Annotated in this window: 16 protein-coding genes; 14 read left to right on the top strand and 2 right to left on the bottom strand. The window is 59.7% G+C overall.

From position 1 onward, the window contains the following. Positions 1-66 precede the first annotated feature (66 nt). The 8 genes from hmeg3_RS22510 to hmeg3_RS22475 all read left to right on the top strand — a co-directional run bounded on the left by hmeg3_RS22510 (position 67) and on the right by hmeg3_RS22475 (position 9,902). Complete coding sequence (locus tag hmeg3_RS22510; protein ID WP_094564994.1) at positions 67-1,284, top strand: ABC transporter ATP-binding protein; 1,218 nt, start codon at positions 67-69, stop codon at positions 1,282-1,284. A 31-nt stretch (positions 1,285-1,315) separates the two neighbouring features. Next, positions 1,316-2,083: an ABC transporter ATP-binding protein gene (locus tag hmeg3_RS22505; protein WP_094564993.1), complete on the top strand. Its 768-nt coding sequence runs from the start codon at positions 1,316-1,318 to the stop codon at positions 2,081-2,083. A 129-nt stretch (positions 2,084-2,212) separates the two neighbouring features. Next, a complete protein-coding gene (locus hmeg3_RS22500) occupies positions 2,213-2,938 on the top strand; it encodes an ABC transporter ATP-binding protein (RefSeq protein WP_094564992.1) in 726 nt (241 codons plus the stop codon). A 190-nt stretch (positions 2,939-3,128) separates the two neighbouring features. Next, a complete protein-coding gene (locus tag hmeg3_RS22495; protein WP_094565726.1) occupies positions 3,129-3,536 on the top strand; it encodes an RcnB family protein in 408 nt (135 codons plus the stop codon). A 260-nt stretch (positions 3,537-3,796) separates the two neighbouring features. After that, entirely contained in the window at positions 3,797-7,465 is a 3,669-nt protein-coding gene (gene putA, locus hmeg3_RS22490; protein ID WP_094565725.1) for a trifunctional transcriptional regulator/proline dehydrogenase/L-glutamate gamma-semialdehyde dehydrogenase, read from the top strand. Positions 7,466-7,748: 283 nt separating this feature from the next. Next, entirely contained in the window at positions 7,749-8,285 is a 537-nt protein-coding gene (hslV, locus tag hmeg3_RS22485; protein WP_007878415.1) for an ATP-dependent protease subunit HslV, read from the top strand. A gap of 18 nt (positions 8,286-8,303) precedes the next feature. After that, positions 8,304-9,662: an ATP-dependent protease ATPase subunit HslU gene (gene hslU / locus hmeg3_RS22480; RefSeq protein ID WP_094565724.1), complete on the top strand. Its 1,359-nt coding sequence runs from the start codon at positions 8,304-8,306 to the stop codon at positions 9,660-9,662. A gap of 39 nt (positions 9,663-9,701) precedes the next feature. After that, positions 9,702-9,902, top strand: coding sequence for a hypothetical protein (locus tag hmeg3_RS22475; protein WP_094565723.1), 201 nt, complete (start codon positions 9,702-9,704; stop codon positions 9,900-9,902). A gap of 103 nt (positions 9,903-10,005) precedes the next feature. Here the strand turns inward: hmeg3_RS22475 and gspG are convergent, their stop codons facing one another. Continuing rightward, positions 10,006-10,476 (bottom strand): type II secretion system major pseudopilin GspG, encoded by a 471-nt coding sequence (gene gspG, locus hmeg3_RS22470; protein ID WP_094565722.1) that lies wholly within the window; start codon positions 10,474-10,476, stop codon positions 10,006-10,008. Positions 10,477-10,656: 180 nt separating this feature from the next. Here gspG and glpK point away from each other — a divergent pair, with 180 nt between their 5' ends. Continuing rightward, a complete protein-coding gene (gene glpK / locus hmeg3_RS22465; protein ID WP_094565721.1) occupies positions 10,657-12,156 on the top strand; it encodes a glycerol kinase GlpK in 1,500 nt (499 codons plus the stop codon). 22 nt (positions 12,157-12,178) lie between these two features. Here the strand turns inward: glpK and cyaY are convergent, their stop codons facing one another. Further along, positions 12,179-12,514: an iron donor protein CyaY gene (cyaY, locus tag hmeg3_RS22460; RefSeq protein ID WP_094565720.1), complete on the bottom strand. Its 336-nt coding sequence runs from the start codon at positions 12,512-12,514 to the stop codon at positions 12,179-12,181. 40 nt (positions 12,515-12,554) lie between these two features. Here cyaY and hmeg3_RS22455 point away from each other — a divergent pair, with 40 nt between their 5' ends. The 5 genes from hmeg3_RS22455 to otsB all read left to right on the top strand — a co-directional run bounded on the left by hmeg3_RS22455 (position 12,555) and on the right by otsB (position 17,773). Continuing rightward, entirely contained in the window at positions 12,555-12,818 is a 264-nt protein-coding gene (locus hmeg3_RS22455; protein WP_094565719.1) for a lipoprotein, read from the top strand. Between the two features lie 19 nt (positions 12,819-12,837). Continuing rightward, a complete protein-coding gene (lysA, locus tag hmeg3_RS22450; protein ID WP_094565718.1) occupies positions 12,838-14,133 on the top strand; it encodes a diaminopimelate decarboxylase in 1,296 nt (431 codons plus the stop codon). A gap of 96 nt (positions 14,134-14,229) precedes the next feature. Next, complete coding sequence (locus hmeg3_RS22445) at positions 14,230-14,979, top strand: DNA-3-methyladenine glycosylase (protein ID WP_094566511.1); 750 nt, start codon at positions 14,230-14,232, stop codon at positions 14,977-14,979. Positions 14,980-15,173: 194 nt separating this feature from the next. Beyond that, positions 15,174-16,637, top strand: a complete 1,464-nt coding sequence (locus hmeg3_RS22440) for a sodium:solute symporter family protein (RefSeq protein WP_094565717.1) — start codon at positions 15,174-15,176, stop codon at positions 16,635-16,637. A gap of 389 nt (positions 16,638-17,026) precedes the next feature. Next, the gene (otsB, locus tag hmeg3_RS22435) at positions 17,027-17,773 is read left to right on the top strand and encodes a trehalose-phosphatase (protein ID WP_094565716.1); all 747 of its coding nucleotides are present in this window, start codon (positions 17,027-17,029) and stop codon (positions 17,771-17,773) included. Positions 17,774-17,855 lie beyond the last annotated feature (82 nt).

Genomic DNA, 17,855 nt, shown 5'->3' with positions numbered 1-17,855 from the left:
ACCTAAGCAAATTTTCCATTTGCTAACGCAAATAGCCTCAGAACAGATAAAGAAAGAGAGACCGACATGGCCTTCCTCACCTTCGACAAGAAACGCAACCCGCAGCAGGCCAGACTCAGCCTGGCTGCGCTCCTGATCGTCATGATCGCCTTCCCGTTTGTTGCCAGCATGTTCGGCAACTCCTGGGTACGCATCATGGACATGGCCTTGCTCTACATCATGCTGGCCCTGGGCCTGAACGTGGTGGTGGGCTTTGCCGGCCTGCTGGATCTGGGCTACATCGCCTTCTACGCCATCGGCGCCTACACCGCCGGTTTGCTGGCCTCGCCCCAGTTCGCCGACGTGCTGCAATCCTTCGTCAACACCTATCCGGCGGTGGGCAACTTCCTCGTCATGGTCTGCGGCCCGCAGATCGTGCAGAGCGGTATCCACCTGTCGCTGTGGATCATCGTGCCGCTGTCGGCCCTGATTGCGGCCGTGTTCGGCGCACTGCTGGGCGCACCGACCCTGAAGCTGCGCGGCGACTACCTCGCCATCGTGACCCTGGGCTTCGGTGAAATCATCCGCATCTTCATGAACAACCTCAACGCCCCGGTCAACATCACCAACGGGCCGCAAGGCATCAACCTGATTGACCCGATCCGCGTCTTCGGCGTCTCGCTGGCCGGTGAACCGGGATCCGGCTCCATCGTCAAGTTTCTCGGCTTCACCATGCCGTCGGTCAACGCCTATTACTTCCTCTTCCTGCTGCTGTGCATCGGCGTGATCTTCTTCTCGATCCGCCTGCAGGATTCGCGACTGGGCCGTGCCTGGGTCGCCATCCGCGAAGACGAAATCGCCGCCAAGGCCATGGGCATCAACACGCGCAACGTCAAACTGCTGGCGTTCGCCATGGGCGCCTCGTTCGGCGGTGTGGCCGGCGCCATGTTCGCCTCCTTCCAGGGCTTTGTCTCGCCGGAATCCTTCTCCCTGACCGAATCCATCGCCGTGCTGGCCATGGTGGTCTTGGGCGGCATCGGCCACATCCCCGGCGTCGTGCTGGGCGGCATCATCCTCGCCGCCTTGCCGGAAGTGCTGCGTCACGTGGTCGAACCGGTGCAAATGAGCCTGTTCGGCAAAGTCTGGATCGACGCCGAAGTGCTGCGCCAGCTGCTCTACGGCCTGGCCATGGTCATCATCATGTTGAACCGTCCCGCTGGTCTGTGGCCGTCTCCCCGCCATGAAGACCGCCCTGAAGCCGATCACCCGCACGGCGACGAGCCGGTTGGCGTGGTCAAAGCCTAATCTCGACGAACAGCACACAGAGGACGAACCAATGAGCACCACCCTGTTAAAAATCGCCGACGTCAGCAAACGCTTCGGCGGCCTGCAAGCCCTGTCGGGCGTCAGTCTCACCATCGAACAAGGTCAGATCTACGGCCTGATCGGCCCCAACGGCGCCGGCAAGACCACCTTCTTCAACGTCATCACCGGCCTGTACCAACCCGACACCGGCAGCTTCGAACTGGCCGGCAAGCCCTACAGCCCCAGCGCCCCGCACGAAGTGGCCAAGGCCGGCATTGCCCGCACCTTCCAGAACATCCGCCTCTTCGGCGACATGACTGTGCTGGAGAACGTCATGGTCGGCTGCCACGTGCGCACCAAACAGAACGTCTTCGGCGCCGTCTTCCGTCACAAGGCCGCCCGCGACGAAGAAGCACAAATCAAAGAGAAATCACAAAAGCTGCTCGACTTCGTCGGCATTGGCCAGTTCGCCTCGCGTACGGCGCGTCATTTGTCCTACGGCGACCAACGCCGACTGGAGATCGCGCGCGCACTGGCGACCGAGCCGCAACTGCTGGCGCTGGACGAACCGGCGGCCGGGATGAACGCCACCGAGAAGCTCGGCCTCAGAGAATTGCTGGTCAAGATTCAGGCGGAAGGTAAAACCATCCTGCTGATCGAACATGACGTCAAACTGATGATGGGCCTGTGCAACCGGCTGACGGTGCTGGACTACGGCAAGCCGATTGCCGAAGGCGTACCGGCGGATGTGCAGAAGAACCCCGCAGTCATCGAAGCGTATCTTGGTGCTGCCCATTAATGCGCACCTTGTTCGCCTGCTGCGCGGGCGCAGACCAGCACTGCGATGCTCGCCTGCCCCCGCTCGCTACGGCGCTCAAGGTACGCCACAGAGTCAACGAAGCGCTGTATAAAAAGTTGAAAGATCACAATGACAACAAACATCTTAAAAGTTGAAGACCTGAGCGTCGCCTACGGCGGCATCAAGGCCGTCAAGGGCGCGAGCCTGGAAGTCAATGAAGGCGAACTGGTCACGCTGATCGGCGCCAATGGCGCCGGCAAGACCACCACCTTGAAAGCCATCACCGGCACGCTGCCGAACTGCAAAGTCAGCGGCCACATCACCTATCTCGGTCAAGCGCTGAAGGGCCAAAGCTCCTTCAATCTGGTGCAGCAAAAGCTGGCGATGGTGCCGGAAGGGCGTGGCGTTTTTACGCGCATGAGCATCCACGAGAACCTGCTGATGGGCGCCTACACCAGCGACGACAAGCAGCAGATCGCGCAAGACATCGACCACTGGTTCACCGTGTTTCCACGATTGAAGGAACGCGCCAGCCAGATGGCAGGTACCTTGTCGGGCGGCGAACAGCAGATGCTGGCCATGGCGCGTGCGCTGATGAGCCATCCGAAATTGCTGCTGCTGGATGAACCGTCGATGGGCTTGTCGCCGATCATGGTGGAGAAGATCTTCGAAGTGATCCGTACGGTATCGGCGCAGGGCATCACGATCCTGCTGGTGGAGCAGAACGCCAAGCTGGCCTTGGAAGCAGCGCATCGCGGCTATGTGATGGAGTCGGGACTGATCACCATGACCGGCAACGCCAAGGACATGCTCAACGATCCACGTGTGAAGGCGGCTTATCTGGGTGAAGGCTGATGCAAGACTGACATCCGGCTGACAACGCTAGAGCAGGCTTCCTTGGTAGCATTCAGATACATCCTTTAAGGAACCATGCCACGTGTTAAGGGCTCCATACTGCAGTCCCGCTGCATTCGCAGTGCATATGCTTTCGGCAACAGTGCTGTGCAGCGGGTTTTTGCTTTATTGATATCGTACGGAGCCCACCATGAATAAAAAATCCATTGTCTCCTCGGTTCTCGCCCTGACGCTCGGCGTCGGCGCTTTGCCTGCTGTCTATGCCCAACAATATGGTCGCGACGACGGCCGTCCACCGCAAGGCCATGACGATCGACGCGGTCCGCCTGATCGTCGTGACGACCATCGCGATCATCGTGATGATCGCCGCGGTCCACCCGATCGCCGTGACGAACGCGGCGCCGGTCCTAACCACGCCTTCCACCGCGGCGACCGCCTGCCGCCGGAATACCGCAACCGCCAGTACGTCGTCAACAACTGGCGCGAACATCGCCTGAGCGCGCCGCCGCGCGGCTACCAATGGGTGCAGACCGGTGGTGATTATGTGCTGGTCGCCATCGGCACAGGCATCATCATGCAATTGTTGCTGGGCAATTAATCCGATTCATTAAGCCGTCAGGCGTAATCAGCCAGACAGCCTTTCAGCTTCATCCAAACACCCGTCCCGCATCGTCCGGACGGGTGTTTGTTTATCAGCCAAAGTCAAAAATTATTAAGAATATAATTCTGTAAAAACATACTTATCTTAATTTAATTTGCAATTAATGCGTTAAATGCAGAATTAATATTGGCGTATCCCGAATAAAATCGCAGCAAGCAAAAAACCGTGTTTTGCCGACTTTTCCGAGACAAACCAATATGAACAACGCCTCCCATCCGTCCGACGCTTCTACTTTTCTTCCTGCTTTCTCCGTTTTTCATCACGAAGTGATGGCTGAGCAAACGCCATTGCGCGCAGCGATCACTGCGGTGTACCGCCGCGATGAACGTGGCGCCGTACAGTGGCTGCTGTCGCAGGTGCAAAGCAATGCGACCTGGACCGAGGCGACCCAAAAGCTCGCGCGTAAGCTGGTGCAGGCAGTGCGCACCAAACGCACCCGCTCGTCCGGCGTGGATGCGCTGATGCATGAATTCTCGCTGTCGTCGGAAGAGGGCGTGGCGCTCATGTGCCTGGCCGAAGCGCTGCTGCGCATTCCCGATCACCAGACCGCCGACCGCCTGATCGCTGACAAGATCAGCAAGGGCGACTGGCGCAAGCATCTGGGCGAGTCGCCATCGCTGTTCGTCAATGCGGCAACCTGGGGCTTGCTGATCACCGGCAAGCTGGTCGGTACCAATAGCGAAAGCGGTCTGGCTTCGGCGCTGACGCGTCTGATCAACAAGGGCGGCGAGCCGCTGATCCGCAAGGGCGTCGATCTCGCCATGCGCATGCTGGGCAATCAGTTTGTCACCGGCCAGACTATCGCCGAAGCGCTCGACAACAGCCGCGACAACGAAAAGCGCGGCTATCGCTATTCCTACGACATGCTCGGAGAAGCCGCGCTGACCGAGCACGACGCCGCCTTCTATTACAAATCCTACGAAGAAGCCATCCACGCCATCGGCCGCGCCTCCAACGGCCGCGGCATCAAGAACGGTCCCGGCATTTCGGTCAAACTGTCGGCGCTGCATCCGCGCTATTCGCGTGCACAACATGCGCGCGTGATGAATGAACTGTTGCCGCGACTGAAGCAATTGCTGGTGCTGGCCAAGTCCTACAACATCGGCCTCAATATCGACGCCGAAGAAGCCGACCGCCTGGAGCTGTCGCTGGACCTGATGGAAGCGCTGGCGTTTGATCGCGACCTCGATGGTTTTGAAGGCATCGGTTTCGTGGTGCAGGCCTATCAAAAGCGTTGCCCCTTCGTGATCGACTACCTCGCTGATCTGGCGCGCCGCAGCGGTCGCAAGCTGATGGTGCGTCTGGTCAAAGGCGCGTACTGGGACAGCGAAATCAAGCGCGCGCAAGTGGACGGTTTGTCCGGCTATCCGGTCTATACGCGCAAGGTGCACACCGATCTGTCCTACCTGACCTGTGCGCAAAAACTGCTGGCCTCGACCGACGCCATCTATCCGCAATTCGCCACGCACAACGCGCACACGCTGTCCGCGATTTACACCTGGGCGCAACAACACAAGATTGACGACTACGAGTTCCAATGTTTGCATGGCATGGGCGAGACGCTTTACGACCAGGTGGTGGGCGCCGATCAGCTCGGCAAAGCTTGCCGCATTTACGCGCCGGTGGGTTCGCATCAGACGCTGCTGGCTTACCTGGTGCGCCGCTTGCTGGAGAATGGCGCCAACTCGTCCTTCGTGAATCAGATCGTCGACGAAAACGTCGCCATCGATACGCTGATCACCGACCCGATCGCCTCCGTGCAAAAGTCCGGCGGCGAGCCGCATCCACAGATCGCGTTGCCACGCAATCTGTACGGTGAAGAACGTAAAAACTCCACCGGCATCGATCTCAGCAACGAAGACAGCCTGCGCGAACTCGACCGCATCTTCGTACAGGCGTCGACGCATCAATGGCAAGCTGTGCCGTTGCTGCACGATGGCGCCCACTCGACCGGCGAGTTGCAGCAGATCTGCAATCCGGCCGACCGTCGCGACGTCGTCGGCCAGGTGGTCGAAGCCTCGCGCGCCGACGTGGAAAGCGCGCTGGAAGCTGCGACCGCTTTCGCCTCCGAATGGCAATCGGTGTCCTCATCCGACCGCGCGCAAATGCTGGAGCGCGCCGCCGATCTCTTTGAAACACATCAGCCGGAACTCATGGCGCTGGCCGTGCGCGAAGCCGGCAAGTCGCTGCCGAACGCCATTGCGGAAGTGCGCGAAGCAGTCGACTTCCTGCGTTACTACGCACTGCAAACACGCCACGACGGCAACGCGCTGGCCTGGGGCCCGGTGGTCTGCATCAGTCCATGGAATTTCCCGCTGGCGATTTTCATCGGCGAAGTCAGCGCTTCGCTGGCCGCCGGCAACGTCGTGCTGGCCAAGCCTGCCGAACAAACACCACTGATCGCGCATCGTGCCGTGCAATTGCTGCATGAAGCAGGTGTCCCGCGCGCGGCATTGCAATTCTTGCCCGGCCGCGGCGAGACCGTCGGCGCTACGCTGACGGGCGACGTGCGCGTCAAAGGCGTGATCTTCACCGGCTCGACCGAAGTCGCACAACTGATCAATCGCACACTGGCGCAACGCATCAAGGACGAGCACGGCGACATTCCGTTCATCGCTGAAACCGGCGGCCAGAACGCCTTGATCGTCGACTCCAGCGCCTTGCCTGAACAGGTCGTGCAGGATGTCCTCAGCTCGGCCTTCGACAGCGCCGGCCAACGCTGCTCGGCGCTGCGCGTGCTGTGCCTGCAGGAAGACATCGCCGACAAGACCATGACCATGCTGAAGGGGGCGATGCAAGAGTTGCGCGTCGGCCGTCCGGACTGCCTGGAAACCGACATCGGCCCGGTCATCGACATCGACGCGCGCACGCAATTGCTGGCGCACATCGAGCAGATGAAGCAGAACTGCAAGGTCTATCAGCTGCCGCTGGACGAGCGTCACGCGCAAGGCACCTTCGTCGCACCGACCGTGATCGAGATCGACTCCATCACCCAGCTCAAGCGCGAAGTTTTCGGTCCCGTGCTGCACGTGCTGCGCTATCGCCGCGACCAGTTACCGCAACTGATCGACACCATCAATGCCAGCGGCTACGGCCTGACGCTGGGCGTGCATTCGCGCATCGATGAAACCATCGATTTCGTTGCGCAGCGCGCGCATGTCGGCAACATCTACGTCAACCGCAACATCGTCGGTGCAGTGGTCGGCGTGCAGCCTTTCGGCGGTGAAGGCAAATCGGGTACCGGTCCCAAGGCAGGCGGCCCGCTCTATCTCAAGCGCCTGCAGCGCCACGCCGAAGTCAAACTATTCAGCGACGATAAGGGCGCTGCATCGGCGCCGTTGAAAGCATTGCTGGATTGGGCCGCCACCCATGGCCACGCGAAGCTGGCGCAAGTCGGTGCGACCTATGTGCAGGAAAGCCTGCTCTACAAGACGTTGACCTTGCCCGGCCCGACCGGCGAACGCAACACGCTGTCGTTCGCGCCGCGCGGCAAGATCCTGTGCGCCGCCGACGACGTCTCGGCTCTGCTCAATCAACTGGCTGCGGTGCTTGCCACCGGCAATACGGCGGTGGTGCCGGCAATGCAAAGCAAGTTGATCCCTGCCGGTTTGCCGCAAGTGGTGCATCAGGCGATTGATGTCAGCGGCGACATTGCGGCGGCGGATGTGCATTTGGCGCTGGTTGATGCGCCGGTCATCACGCAATGGCGCAATGTGTTGGCAGCCCGCGAGGGCGCCTTGGTGCCGCTGGTGCCGACGGCTGAAGATGCGCCGATTGCCTTGTGGCGTCTGGTGGCTGAACGTGCGCTGTGTGTCAATACGACGGCTGCAGGTGGTAATGCGAGCCTGATGACCTTGTCGGTCTGAGTTTGTAAAGAAATGCCGTCGTTCCAGCATGCGCTGGGGCGACGGCATTTTTACATTCCTGTCCATGTTCCGTTTCCCTTCCTTAAAGTAGACAGATTGTCATCTGTCCACGTCCTGCTCTTTTTCCATTCTGTTTCGTCCTGCCCGGCGGCGTAAAATATGGCGTTCGGACGTGACGCGCCCACGTACTTTGCAATCTCCTTGCAATCTGCGCGGCTGACCCCATTTCACCAGAACAAGCAAAGCGACATTCTGTAGAAACACCATTCATTGAGGCATTAGCATGGAACAATTTCACGGCACGACCATCCTTTCCGTTCGACGCGGCAACACCGTGGCGCTCGGCGGCGACGGGCAGGTGACGCTCGGCAACGTGGTCATGAAGGGCACGGCGCGCAAAGTGCGCAAGCTCTATAACGGCAAGGTTCTGGTCGGTTTCGCCGGCGGCACGGCCGATGCTTTTACGCTGCTTGACCTGTTTGAATCCAAGCTGGAAAAGCACCAAGGCAACCTCATGCGCGCCTCGGTTGAGCTGGCCAAGGAATGGCGCACCGACCGCATGCTGCGCCGCCTCGAAGCCATGCTGCTGACCGCCGACCGCGACAGCACTCTGGTGATCACCGGCAACGGCGACGTGCTGGAGCCGACCGACGGCATTGGTGCGATCGGTTCGGGTGGTACTTTCGCCCAATCGGCCGCCAAGGCGCTGCAAGAGAATACCGAACTGTCGCCCGCCGATATCGTCAAAAAATCACTGGTGATCGCAGGCGAGCTCTGCATCTATACCAATCTGAATCACATTATCGAAACCCTCGATTAAAGAGCAAAGAACATCACCATGAACATGACTCCCAAAGAGATCGTCTCCGAACTGGACAAACACGTCGTCGGCCAGGGTCGCGCCAAGCGCGCCGTCGCCATTGCGCTGCGCAATCGCTGGCGTCGTCAGCAGGTCGCCGAACCGCTGCGCCATGAAATCACCCCAAAGAACATCCTGATGATCGGCCCCACCGGTGTCGGTAAAACCGAAATCGCCCGTCGCCTGGCCAAGCTGGCCGATGCGCCTTTCATCAAGATCGAAGCCACCAAGTTCACCGAAGTCGGCTATGTCGGCCGCGATGTCGACACCATCATCCGCGACCTGATCGACATCGGCGTCAAGCAAACGCGTGAAGGCGAAGTGCGCAAGGTACGCGCACGCGCTGAAGACGCCGCCGAAGACCGTGTGCTCGATATCCTGCTGCCGCCGGCACGCGATTTCGGCTTCACGCCGGAAGGCAACAAGACTGCGGCCGCCTCGGGTGACGGCGTGGAAGAGAAAGGCAGCACCACGCGCCAGACCTTCCGCAAGCGTCTGCGCGAAGGCGCGCTTGACGACCGCGAGATCGAGATCGAGTTGTCCGACGCCGCACCGTCCATGGAAATCATGGCGCCTCCGGGCATGGAAGAAATGACCGAACAGATCAAGTCGATGTTCTCCGGCATGGGCAGCAACCGCAAGAAAACCCGCAAGATCAAGATCAAGGAAGCCATGAAGTTCCTGATCGAAGAAGAAGCCGGCAAGCTGGTCAATGAAGAAGAGTTGAAGCAGAAGGCCATCACCAACGTCGAGCAAAACGGCATCGTCTTCCTCGACGAAATCGACAAGATCGCCACACGCTCGCAAGGCAGTGCCGACGTCTCGCGCGCCGGTGTGCAACGCGATCTGCTGCCACTGGTGGAAGGGACGACCGTCAACACCAAATACGGCATGATCAAGACAGATCACATTCTGTTCATCGCTTCGGGCGCTTTCCATCTGGCCAAGCCGTCCGATCTGATTCCGGAACTGCAAGGCCGTTTCCCGATCCGCGTCGAACTGGATTCCTTGTCGATCGATGATTTCAAAACCATCCTGACCGGCACCGATGCCTGCCTGACCAAGCAATACCAGGCCCTGCTCGAAACCGAAGGCGTCAAGGTGGAGTTTGACGACAGCGGTATCCAGCAACTGGCGGAGATCGCGTTTTCGGTCAACGAAAAGACCGAGAACATCGGCGCCCGCCGTCTCTACACCGTGATGGAAAAGCTGCTGGAAGAGATCTCTTTCTCCGCCGGTGAAACCGGTGAGCAGACCATTGCCATCGATGCGGCCTACGTCAAGGATCGTTTGGGCGAACTGGCGGTCAACGAAGACCTGTCGCGTTACGTGCTGTAAGCGTAACAGGACCGAACCGCAGAGAAGGAGCGCGCACCCATGGCAAACAAGGCACTGGCAACGAGGCAGAAGATGAGCTTTCGCGTCGAGCCTTCGCAAAAACTTGCCAAGCCGCGCAATCCGGTGGCGGTCGCCGCCAAGCAGCGCGCCGCCGGTCCGCATCGCAAGACGGCATCGGCGCTGCGGCAGTCGGCCCGGTTGGACGTGAAAAAGAAACTGGACGAGCCGGAGCAGGATTAAGGTTTCGGTTTGTAGCGACTAGCTGCAATGAAAAAGCCACGGATTTCCGTGGCTTTTTTACGTCCGGAGTGGCGTGCTGCTCAGGTACTGCGCAACTGAGCAATCAATGCTTGCTGCGGATCACACCCGGATTGTCGTCGCCTTCATCCGGGCCATGGACGCCGAACGAGAACACGTCAAAGGCGTCGCCTTCGCTGCTGAGCCGGTATTGATAAGGATGGCCCCACGGATCGCGCGGCAGGCGGTCGATGTAGCCGCCGGTTTTCCACTCCTTCGGAATCGGGCTGCGCGTCGGCTTGACGATCAGCGCCAGCAGGCCCTGGTCATTGGTCGGATAGCTGCCGGTGTCTTGCTTGTAGAGTTGCAGCGCTTTTTCAATCTCACCGAGATCTTGTTCGGCAGTGACGGTTTCCGGATTGTGGGCGTGATTGACGACGGTCATCAGACGCGGTGCGGCGACAATCGCAATCACCGCAATGACGGCGATTGCTGCGAGCAGCTGGAACTTCGTCAAGCCGCGTTGCCGCGCATGGTTGGACGAACGAGGGTCGGGTTGCGTGGTCGTGCTGCGCATTGAACGTGCTTTCCAGAATTGCTGTGAGTGTGACAAGATGCGAGAGTATAAGGCACGCGATGCATCGAGGTGGAGCGTCACAGCGGGAAACGATGGAATTTTTCGCAGCAGATTGCTCAGCACACTGCAGGCGTTGTCAAAATAACATTGTTATGCGCGGCATCGCCGCCGGAGGAAGACATGTCGGAGCAATACATCCTGGCGCTCGACCAGGGCACTACCAGTTCACGTGCCATTTTGTTTGACCGCGCCGGCCATATCGTGAGTACGGCGCAAAAGGAATTTCAGCAGATCTATCCGCATCCGGGCTGGGTCGAGCACGACCCGCAAGAGATCTGGTCTACGCAAGCCGGTGTTGCTGCCGAAGCGGTGACCAAGGCGGGAGTGAATGGCGCATCCATCGCCGCCATCGGCATCACCAACCAGCGTGAGACCACCATCGTCTGGGATCGCGACAGCGGACGTCCGCTGTACAACGCCATCGTATGGCAGGACCGGCGCACCGCCGCGTTTTGCGACGCGCTGAAATCTGAAGGCCATCAGGAGTCGATCCGCGCCAAAACCGGATTGCTGGTTGACTCTTATTTCTCCGGCACCAAGATCCGCTGGATACTCGACAACGTGCCCGGTGCGCGTGATCTGGCGAAGGCGGGGAAGCTGGCGTTCGGCACCGTCGACAGCTGGCTGATCTGGAACTTCACGCGTGGCGAACTGCACGTCACCGACGTCAGCAACGCCTCGCGTACGATGCTGTTCAATATTCATACCCTGGAATGGGACGATGAGTTGCTGGCGTTGCTGGATATCCCGCGCAGCATGCTGCCTGAGGTGCGGCAATCGAGCGAACTCTACGGTCACACCAAGACCACGGTATTTGCATCGAAGATCCCGATTGCCGGTATCGCCGGCGATCAGCACGCGGCCTTGTTTGGGCAGATGTGCACGGCGCCCGGCATGGTCAAGAATACCTACGGCACCGGCTGTTTCATGGTGATGAACACCGGCGACAAGCCCATCGTGTCGAAGAACAATCTGCTCACCACGATTGCCTGGCAGGTCGACGGCAAAGTGCAATATGCGCTGGAAGGAAGCATCTTCATCGGCGGCGCGGTGGTGCAATGGCTGCGCGATGGTCTCGGCATCATCCGGCATTCGCGCGATGTGGAAGCGTTGGCGCGCAGCGTGCCCGGCAGCGATGGCGTCTATCTGGTGCCGGCCTTTGCCGGACTCGGCGCGCCGCACTGGAATCCGCATGCACGCGGTGCCATGTTTGGCGCCACGCGCGGCACCACCTCGGCACATCTGGCGCGCGCCGCCCTCGACAGCATCGCCTATCAGACCATGGATGTGCTGAAGGCGATGCAGGCCGACGCCGGATTGGATATTGCGCAATTACGCGTGGACGGCGGGGCGACCGCCAATGATCTGCTGATGCAGTTTCAGGCCGATATTCTCGGCGTCGAAGTGATTCGTCCGGAAGTGACGGAAACCACCGCGCTGGGCGCCGCCTATCTGGCGGGACTGGCAGTCGGATTCTGGCCCGATCAGGAAACCTTGCGCCGGCAATGGCGTCAGGACGCCGGCTTCAAACCTGCCTTGCCCGCAGAGCAGGTCGGCAAGCTGGTGCGCGGCTGGCAGCGCGCGATTGCGGCTGCCAAGTCGTGGGCCGACGATAGCTGATACAAAGTTACATTATGTTGTGCTACGGCGCAGTCAGCGTGACAGCCACGCCGGCCTGCTCGGTGACCGAGGCCGACAGCGTGGCGTACAGCTCGGAGCCGTCGCGTGCGCTCAGCCATTGCTTGCCGTCGTATTTGAAGTGATAGCCGCCCGACTTGGAGGCCAGCCACAGTTCCTGCATCGGGGCCTGGCTGTTGACGATGATTTTGGAACCGTTATCGATGCATTCGATTTCCAGCACATTGCCGCTGCGGCTGCACTCGACGTCGAGGTCAGTGTCGTCGGTGGCCTGCTCCAGTGCGGCTTCGATCGCGTTCAGCGCGGAATCCGCGAGGGCCAGGAATTCTGATTCTGTCATGCTACACTCCGAGACATTGATGTAAACCCGTGATTCTATCGTGAAGTCTCCATTTTATTTTTCCCCGGCCCGTCCGGCGTCCCTCGCGCTGAGCGCTGTTGCGTTGATCGTGCTGCTGACCGGCTGCGGTCAGAAGGGACCGTTGTACCTGCCGAAACCGCCTGCGCCGCATCCTGTCAGGACTGCGCCGGCTCCGGCGGCAGCCGATGTCGGCGCTGATGCTGCAACTGATGCTGCAACTGACGTGACGACCGGCAAAGCCGGCGCGGCGTCATCGAATACCGCTGTTCCCCAATCAAAATAATTCTCGCTGTCTCTACTTTATGCCCCATTTTTCCTATCGCGACGGCGTTCTGCACGCTGAAAATCTGCCCTTGAATGCACTGGCCAAGCAATTCGGCTCGCCGCTCTACGTGTATTCCAAGGCAGCATTGACCGCCAACTACTCCGCCTACGCCGATGCCTGCAAAAAAGCCGGCCGCAGCGTGGATGCCGGTGAGGGCGGCGCGCTGGTGTGTTATTCGGTCAAATCCAATTCCAATCTGGCAGTGTTGAACCTGCTGGGCAAACTCGGTTCCGGCTTCGACATCGTTTCGGGCGGCGAACTGCTGCGTGTGATCGCCGCCGGCGGCGATCCGCGCAAGGTGATCTTTTCCGGCGTGGGCAAGGGCCGTGACGAAATGCGTCTGGCGCTGGAGCACGACATCCTCTGCTTCAATGTCGAATCGATCCCCGAAGTCCATCGCCTCAATGAAGTCGCAGGCGAAGCCGGCAAGCGTGCGCGCATCTCGCTGCGCGTCAATCCCAACGTCGACGCCAAGACCCATCCCTACATTTCCACCGGCCTGAAAGAAAACAAGTTCGGCGTCGCCTATGAAGACGCATTGGCCTGCTACCGCGATGCGGCTGCACTGCCGAACATTGAAGTCGTCGGCATTGACTGCCACATCGGTTCGCAGTTGCTGGACGACGCGCCGCTGCTGGAAGCGCTCGACAAAGTCATTGAACTGATCGATCAGCTGGAATCCGAAGGTATCGCCATCCATCACCTCGACATCGGTGGCGGCATCGGCATCACTTATGACGACGAGCAACCGGTTCCGGTCGGCGACTACCTGGGCCGGCTGTTTGCCCGCGTCGACACCTGGCGCAAGCAAAAGTACGACGGCCGTGCCATCAAGGTCATGTTCGAACCCGGCCGTTCCATCGTCGGCAACGCGGGTCTGCTGATCACCGAAGTGCAATACCTGAAGCACGGTGAAACCAAAAACTTCGCCGTGGTCGACGCCGCCATGAACGACCTCATGCGTCCCGCCTTGTATGAAGCCTGGCATGGCGTGCAAGCCGTGCAGCAACGCAAGGATGCGGCACAAACCTACGACATCGTCGGCCCCGTCTGCGAATCCGGTGACTGGCTGGCGCGCAACCGCGAACTGGCATTGGAGTCCGGGGACCTGCTGGCGTTGATGTCGGCCGGTGCTTACGGCATGACCATGGCCTCCAACTACAACACTCGCGGCCGTGCGGCAGAAGTGCTGGTCGATGGCGACAAGGTGCACCTGATCCGCAAGCGCGAAAATCCGGCTGACCTGTTTGCGCTGGAAGCTATCGTCGACTGAGTCGATGAGCAATCTGTGCTGAAGACGGGGCGAGTTCCGAAAGGACTCGCCCCGTTTGTCATTTGATGATGGACGTAGAATTCGATGGACGACAAGATGCGTAAAGTTTCGCCTGCCGCAGCCCGCTTCACCATGCTGGACAACCGTTTTTTCGATCAGGACAGTCCTGCACTGGCGCGCGCCCTGATCGGTAAAGTAATCCGCCGGCGCTGGAAGGGCCAATGGCTCTCCGTCCGGATTATCGAAACTGAAGCCTATTGCCTCGACGAGCGAGGCAGTCACGCCTCGCTGGGTTACACCCACAAACGGCGCGCGCTCTTCATGGAAGGCGGCACCATCTACATGTATTACTCGCGCGGCGGCGATTCGCTTAACTTCAGCGCCGCCGGCCCGGGCAACGCAGTTCTCATCAAATCCGCCTATCCCTGGATAGACGCCATCGCCGGCCCCGAAGCCTTGGCCGTGATGCAGGCACAAAACCCCGACGCGCAGGGTGCCGTGCGGCCTCTGCACCGGCTGTGCGCAGGCCAAACCTTGTTGTGCAAGTCTTTGGCCTTGCGTGTCTCTGATTGGGACGCGCGTTCCTTTGATCCGGAAGAGTTGTTTGTCGACGATGTCGGCGAAACACCGCAGACCCTGATCGAAACCACGCGGCTGGGCATCACGGCGGGCCGGGATGAGCATCTGCCTTACCGCTATGTCGATCCTGCCTACGCTCGCCACTGTACGCGCAATCCCCTGCGCAAGGGGCAGACCGCGCCGTTGGACTACCGCTGGATTGATCGCGATGGCAATGTAGCCGCCGTGCAACAATTTCCGCAGGACGTGATTTCGGTGATGAGCTGATGTCCTGATCCGGCGTTTTCAGCTCGCCGGGATTGCACGCCGCTATCGTCATTCGCCGGTGGCGCGAAATTTGCTGACGAATGGCTGGCAGGGTGGGAAAACCCGCAGCTAATGCCGTTATAATGCGCGTTTTCGCACACTAGCCCTCCCACTTTCCGGGCCTTTTTCACAGCCCTTTTGCGTAAGGAAATTGCATGAATGCCCTGATCTGGTTCGTCATACTTTATTGGGTGATTTCAGTCGGTATCGGTCTTTACGCAACCAAGTTCGTCAAGAGCGGCAAGGACTTCGCCGTGGCCGGACGTTCATTGCCGATGTCGGTGGTGACGGCGACCGTGTTCGCGACCTGGTTCGGTTCGGAAGCGGTGCTGGGCGTGTCGTCGACCTTCCTCAAGGAAGGCCTGGGCGGTATCGTTGCTGATCCCTTCGGCTCATCGCTATGCTTGATTCTGGTGGGCGTGTTTTTCGCCAAGCCGCTGTACCGCATGAACCTGCTGACCATCGGCGACTACTACAAGAAGCGTTTTGGCCGCGCGGCTGAAATGCTGGTGACGATCTGTATCGTGATCTCTTATCTCGGCTGGGTGGCCGCGCAGATCAAGGCGCTGGGGCTGGTGTTCAACGTGGTTTCGGGCGGGTACATTCCCATGCACTGGGGCATGATCATCGGCGCTGCCAGCGTGTTGATCTACACGCTCATGGGCGGCATGTGGGCGGTGGCGATCACCGACTTCCTGCAAATGATCATCGTGGTGGTCGGCATGCTGTACATCGGGTGGGAAGTCTCCGGCATGGTCGGCGGCCCTGCGGTCGTGATCCAGCATGCGGCGGATGCCGGCAAGTTCAACTTCTGGCCTTCGCCCACGCCCAAGGAGGTACTGTGGTTCTTTGCCGCCTGGATAACGATGATGCTCGGCTCGATTCCGCAGCAGGACGTGTTCCAGCGCGTGATGTCGTCGAAGAATGAAAACATCGCACGCAATGCCTCGATCCTGGGCGGGGTGATCTATTTCATGTTTGTGTTCATCCCGATTTTCCTGGCGTACTCGGCGACGCTGATCGATCCGGCGATGGTGTCGCGCTTGCTGGAAACCGATTCGCAGCTGGTATTGCCGACGCTGATCATGGAAAAGATGCCGGTGTTTGCGCAGGTCATGTTCTTCGGCGCGTTGCTGTCGGCGATCAAGAGCTGCGCCAGCGCGACCCTGCTGGCGCCGTCGGTAACCTTCACCGAAAACGTGATCAAGGAAATCCGTCCATGGAAGAGCGACAAGGAATTCCTGTTCTCCATGCGCGTGGTGGTGTTGGTCTTCACCATCGCCGTGACCTCGCTGGCGTTGAACAGCCAGTCCAGCATTTATCAGATGGTCGAAAACGCCTATAAGGTCACGCTGGTCGCCGCCTTCACGCCGCTGGCTTTTGGCGTCTACTGGAAGCGCGCCACGCGTCAGGGCGCATTGGCGGCGATGATCCTCGGCCTGATCTCGTGGATCACACTGGAATACACGGCGCCGGAAGGTATGTGGCCGCCACAGTTGGTCGGTTTGCTGATGAGCATCGGCGGCATGGTGGTCGGTTCGTTGATGCCGCAACTGGTGGCGCCGATTCCTCAGACGCCCGCGCAGGCGGTATTGAGCACCGACGGTCAGAGCAACTGATCTGGCTTGCCTGGTTGGTAACAAAGCAAGCCAACCAGGCAAGCGATTCAAGCTGTGCCAGCAGTCAAACAGCTTGTCAGCAGTGTAAGACGCTTACTCTTTAGTCACTTCATGCAACACCGATAGACAAACGTGAGCCGTTTGTGCACAACGGATTTCATTCTCCTCCTACCCCTCGGGTGATTCGCATTCTCTGCATGATTAAGCGAATCGCGCGAGCGGCATAGTTCTCCGGTTTTTTCTTCTTTCAGCAACGTCCGTCCGGTCTTTTTACACCGGTGGCATCGCGTTTTCTTTTGCGTTTTCCCAAGGAGGTTTTTCGCTAAAAGACGACTTTATTGTCGAAAAGCCAATTGGAACTAATCGATATTAAATCGACCTCACAAAGCATGTCTCTGCGAACTCATGAATACGACTTTGCCGCTGATGCATTGTTTCTCGACTTCGACGGCACCCTCGTGAACCTGGCTCCCGAGCCCGACAGCGTGGTGCCCGCCCCGGATCTGATTGAAATGTTGCAGCGGCTTCAAGAACTCTCGAACGGCGCGTTGGCAGTCGTCAGCGGTCGTCCGGTGGTGCAGCTCGACCATTATCTGGCGCCGCTCCACTTGCCTGCTGCGGGTGTGCACGGGCTGGAAAGGCGCGATGCCTCAGGGCGGTTGATTCAACTGTCCGCGCCCGACACGGCTCGCCTGATGGAGCGTCTGGCGCCGCTGGTGGCGCGCCATCCCGGGCTGCTGCTGGAACCCAAGCGTGGCGCGTTGGCGCTGCACTATCGCAAGTCCCCGCATCTGGAAGAGGCCTGTATCGAAGCCATGAATCATGCCGTCTCGTGCGTGCCCGGTTTTTCCGTCCTGCGCGGCAAGATGGTGGTGGAAGCCAAAGCGGCGCTGGCCGACAAGGGCGACGCCATCGCCTCGTTCATGCGTGAAGCGCCGTTTGCCGGACGCCGTCCGGTATTTGTCGGCGACGACGTCACTGACGAAGCCGGCTTCGAGTGGGTGCAGTCGCACGGCGGCGGCTTCGGCATCAAGATCGGCGAAGGGCAGAGCAAGGCGAACATGCGGCTGGATAACCCGGCTGCTTTGCATCAATGGCTGGAGCAAGCGCTGAGAGCCGTAGACCGGGATCGCTGACAGGAACATTTTTTCGCGCACCCGAAGTCCTGGCGCCGGTCAGGCAAGTTTGCCGGCAACAATATTCGGGCAACAACAAAAA

This window comes from Herbaspirillum sp. meg3, assembly GCF_002257565.1.
GTDB lineage: Bacteria > Pseudomonadota > Gammaproteobacteria > Burkholderiales > Burkholderiaceae_D > Herbaspirillum.
Note: the sequence above shows the minus strand (reverse complement) of the source record. Positions and strands in the feature narration are given on the sequence as shown.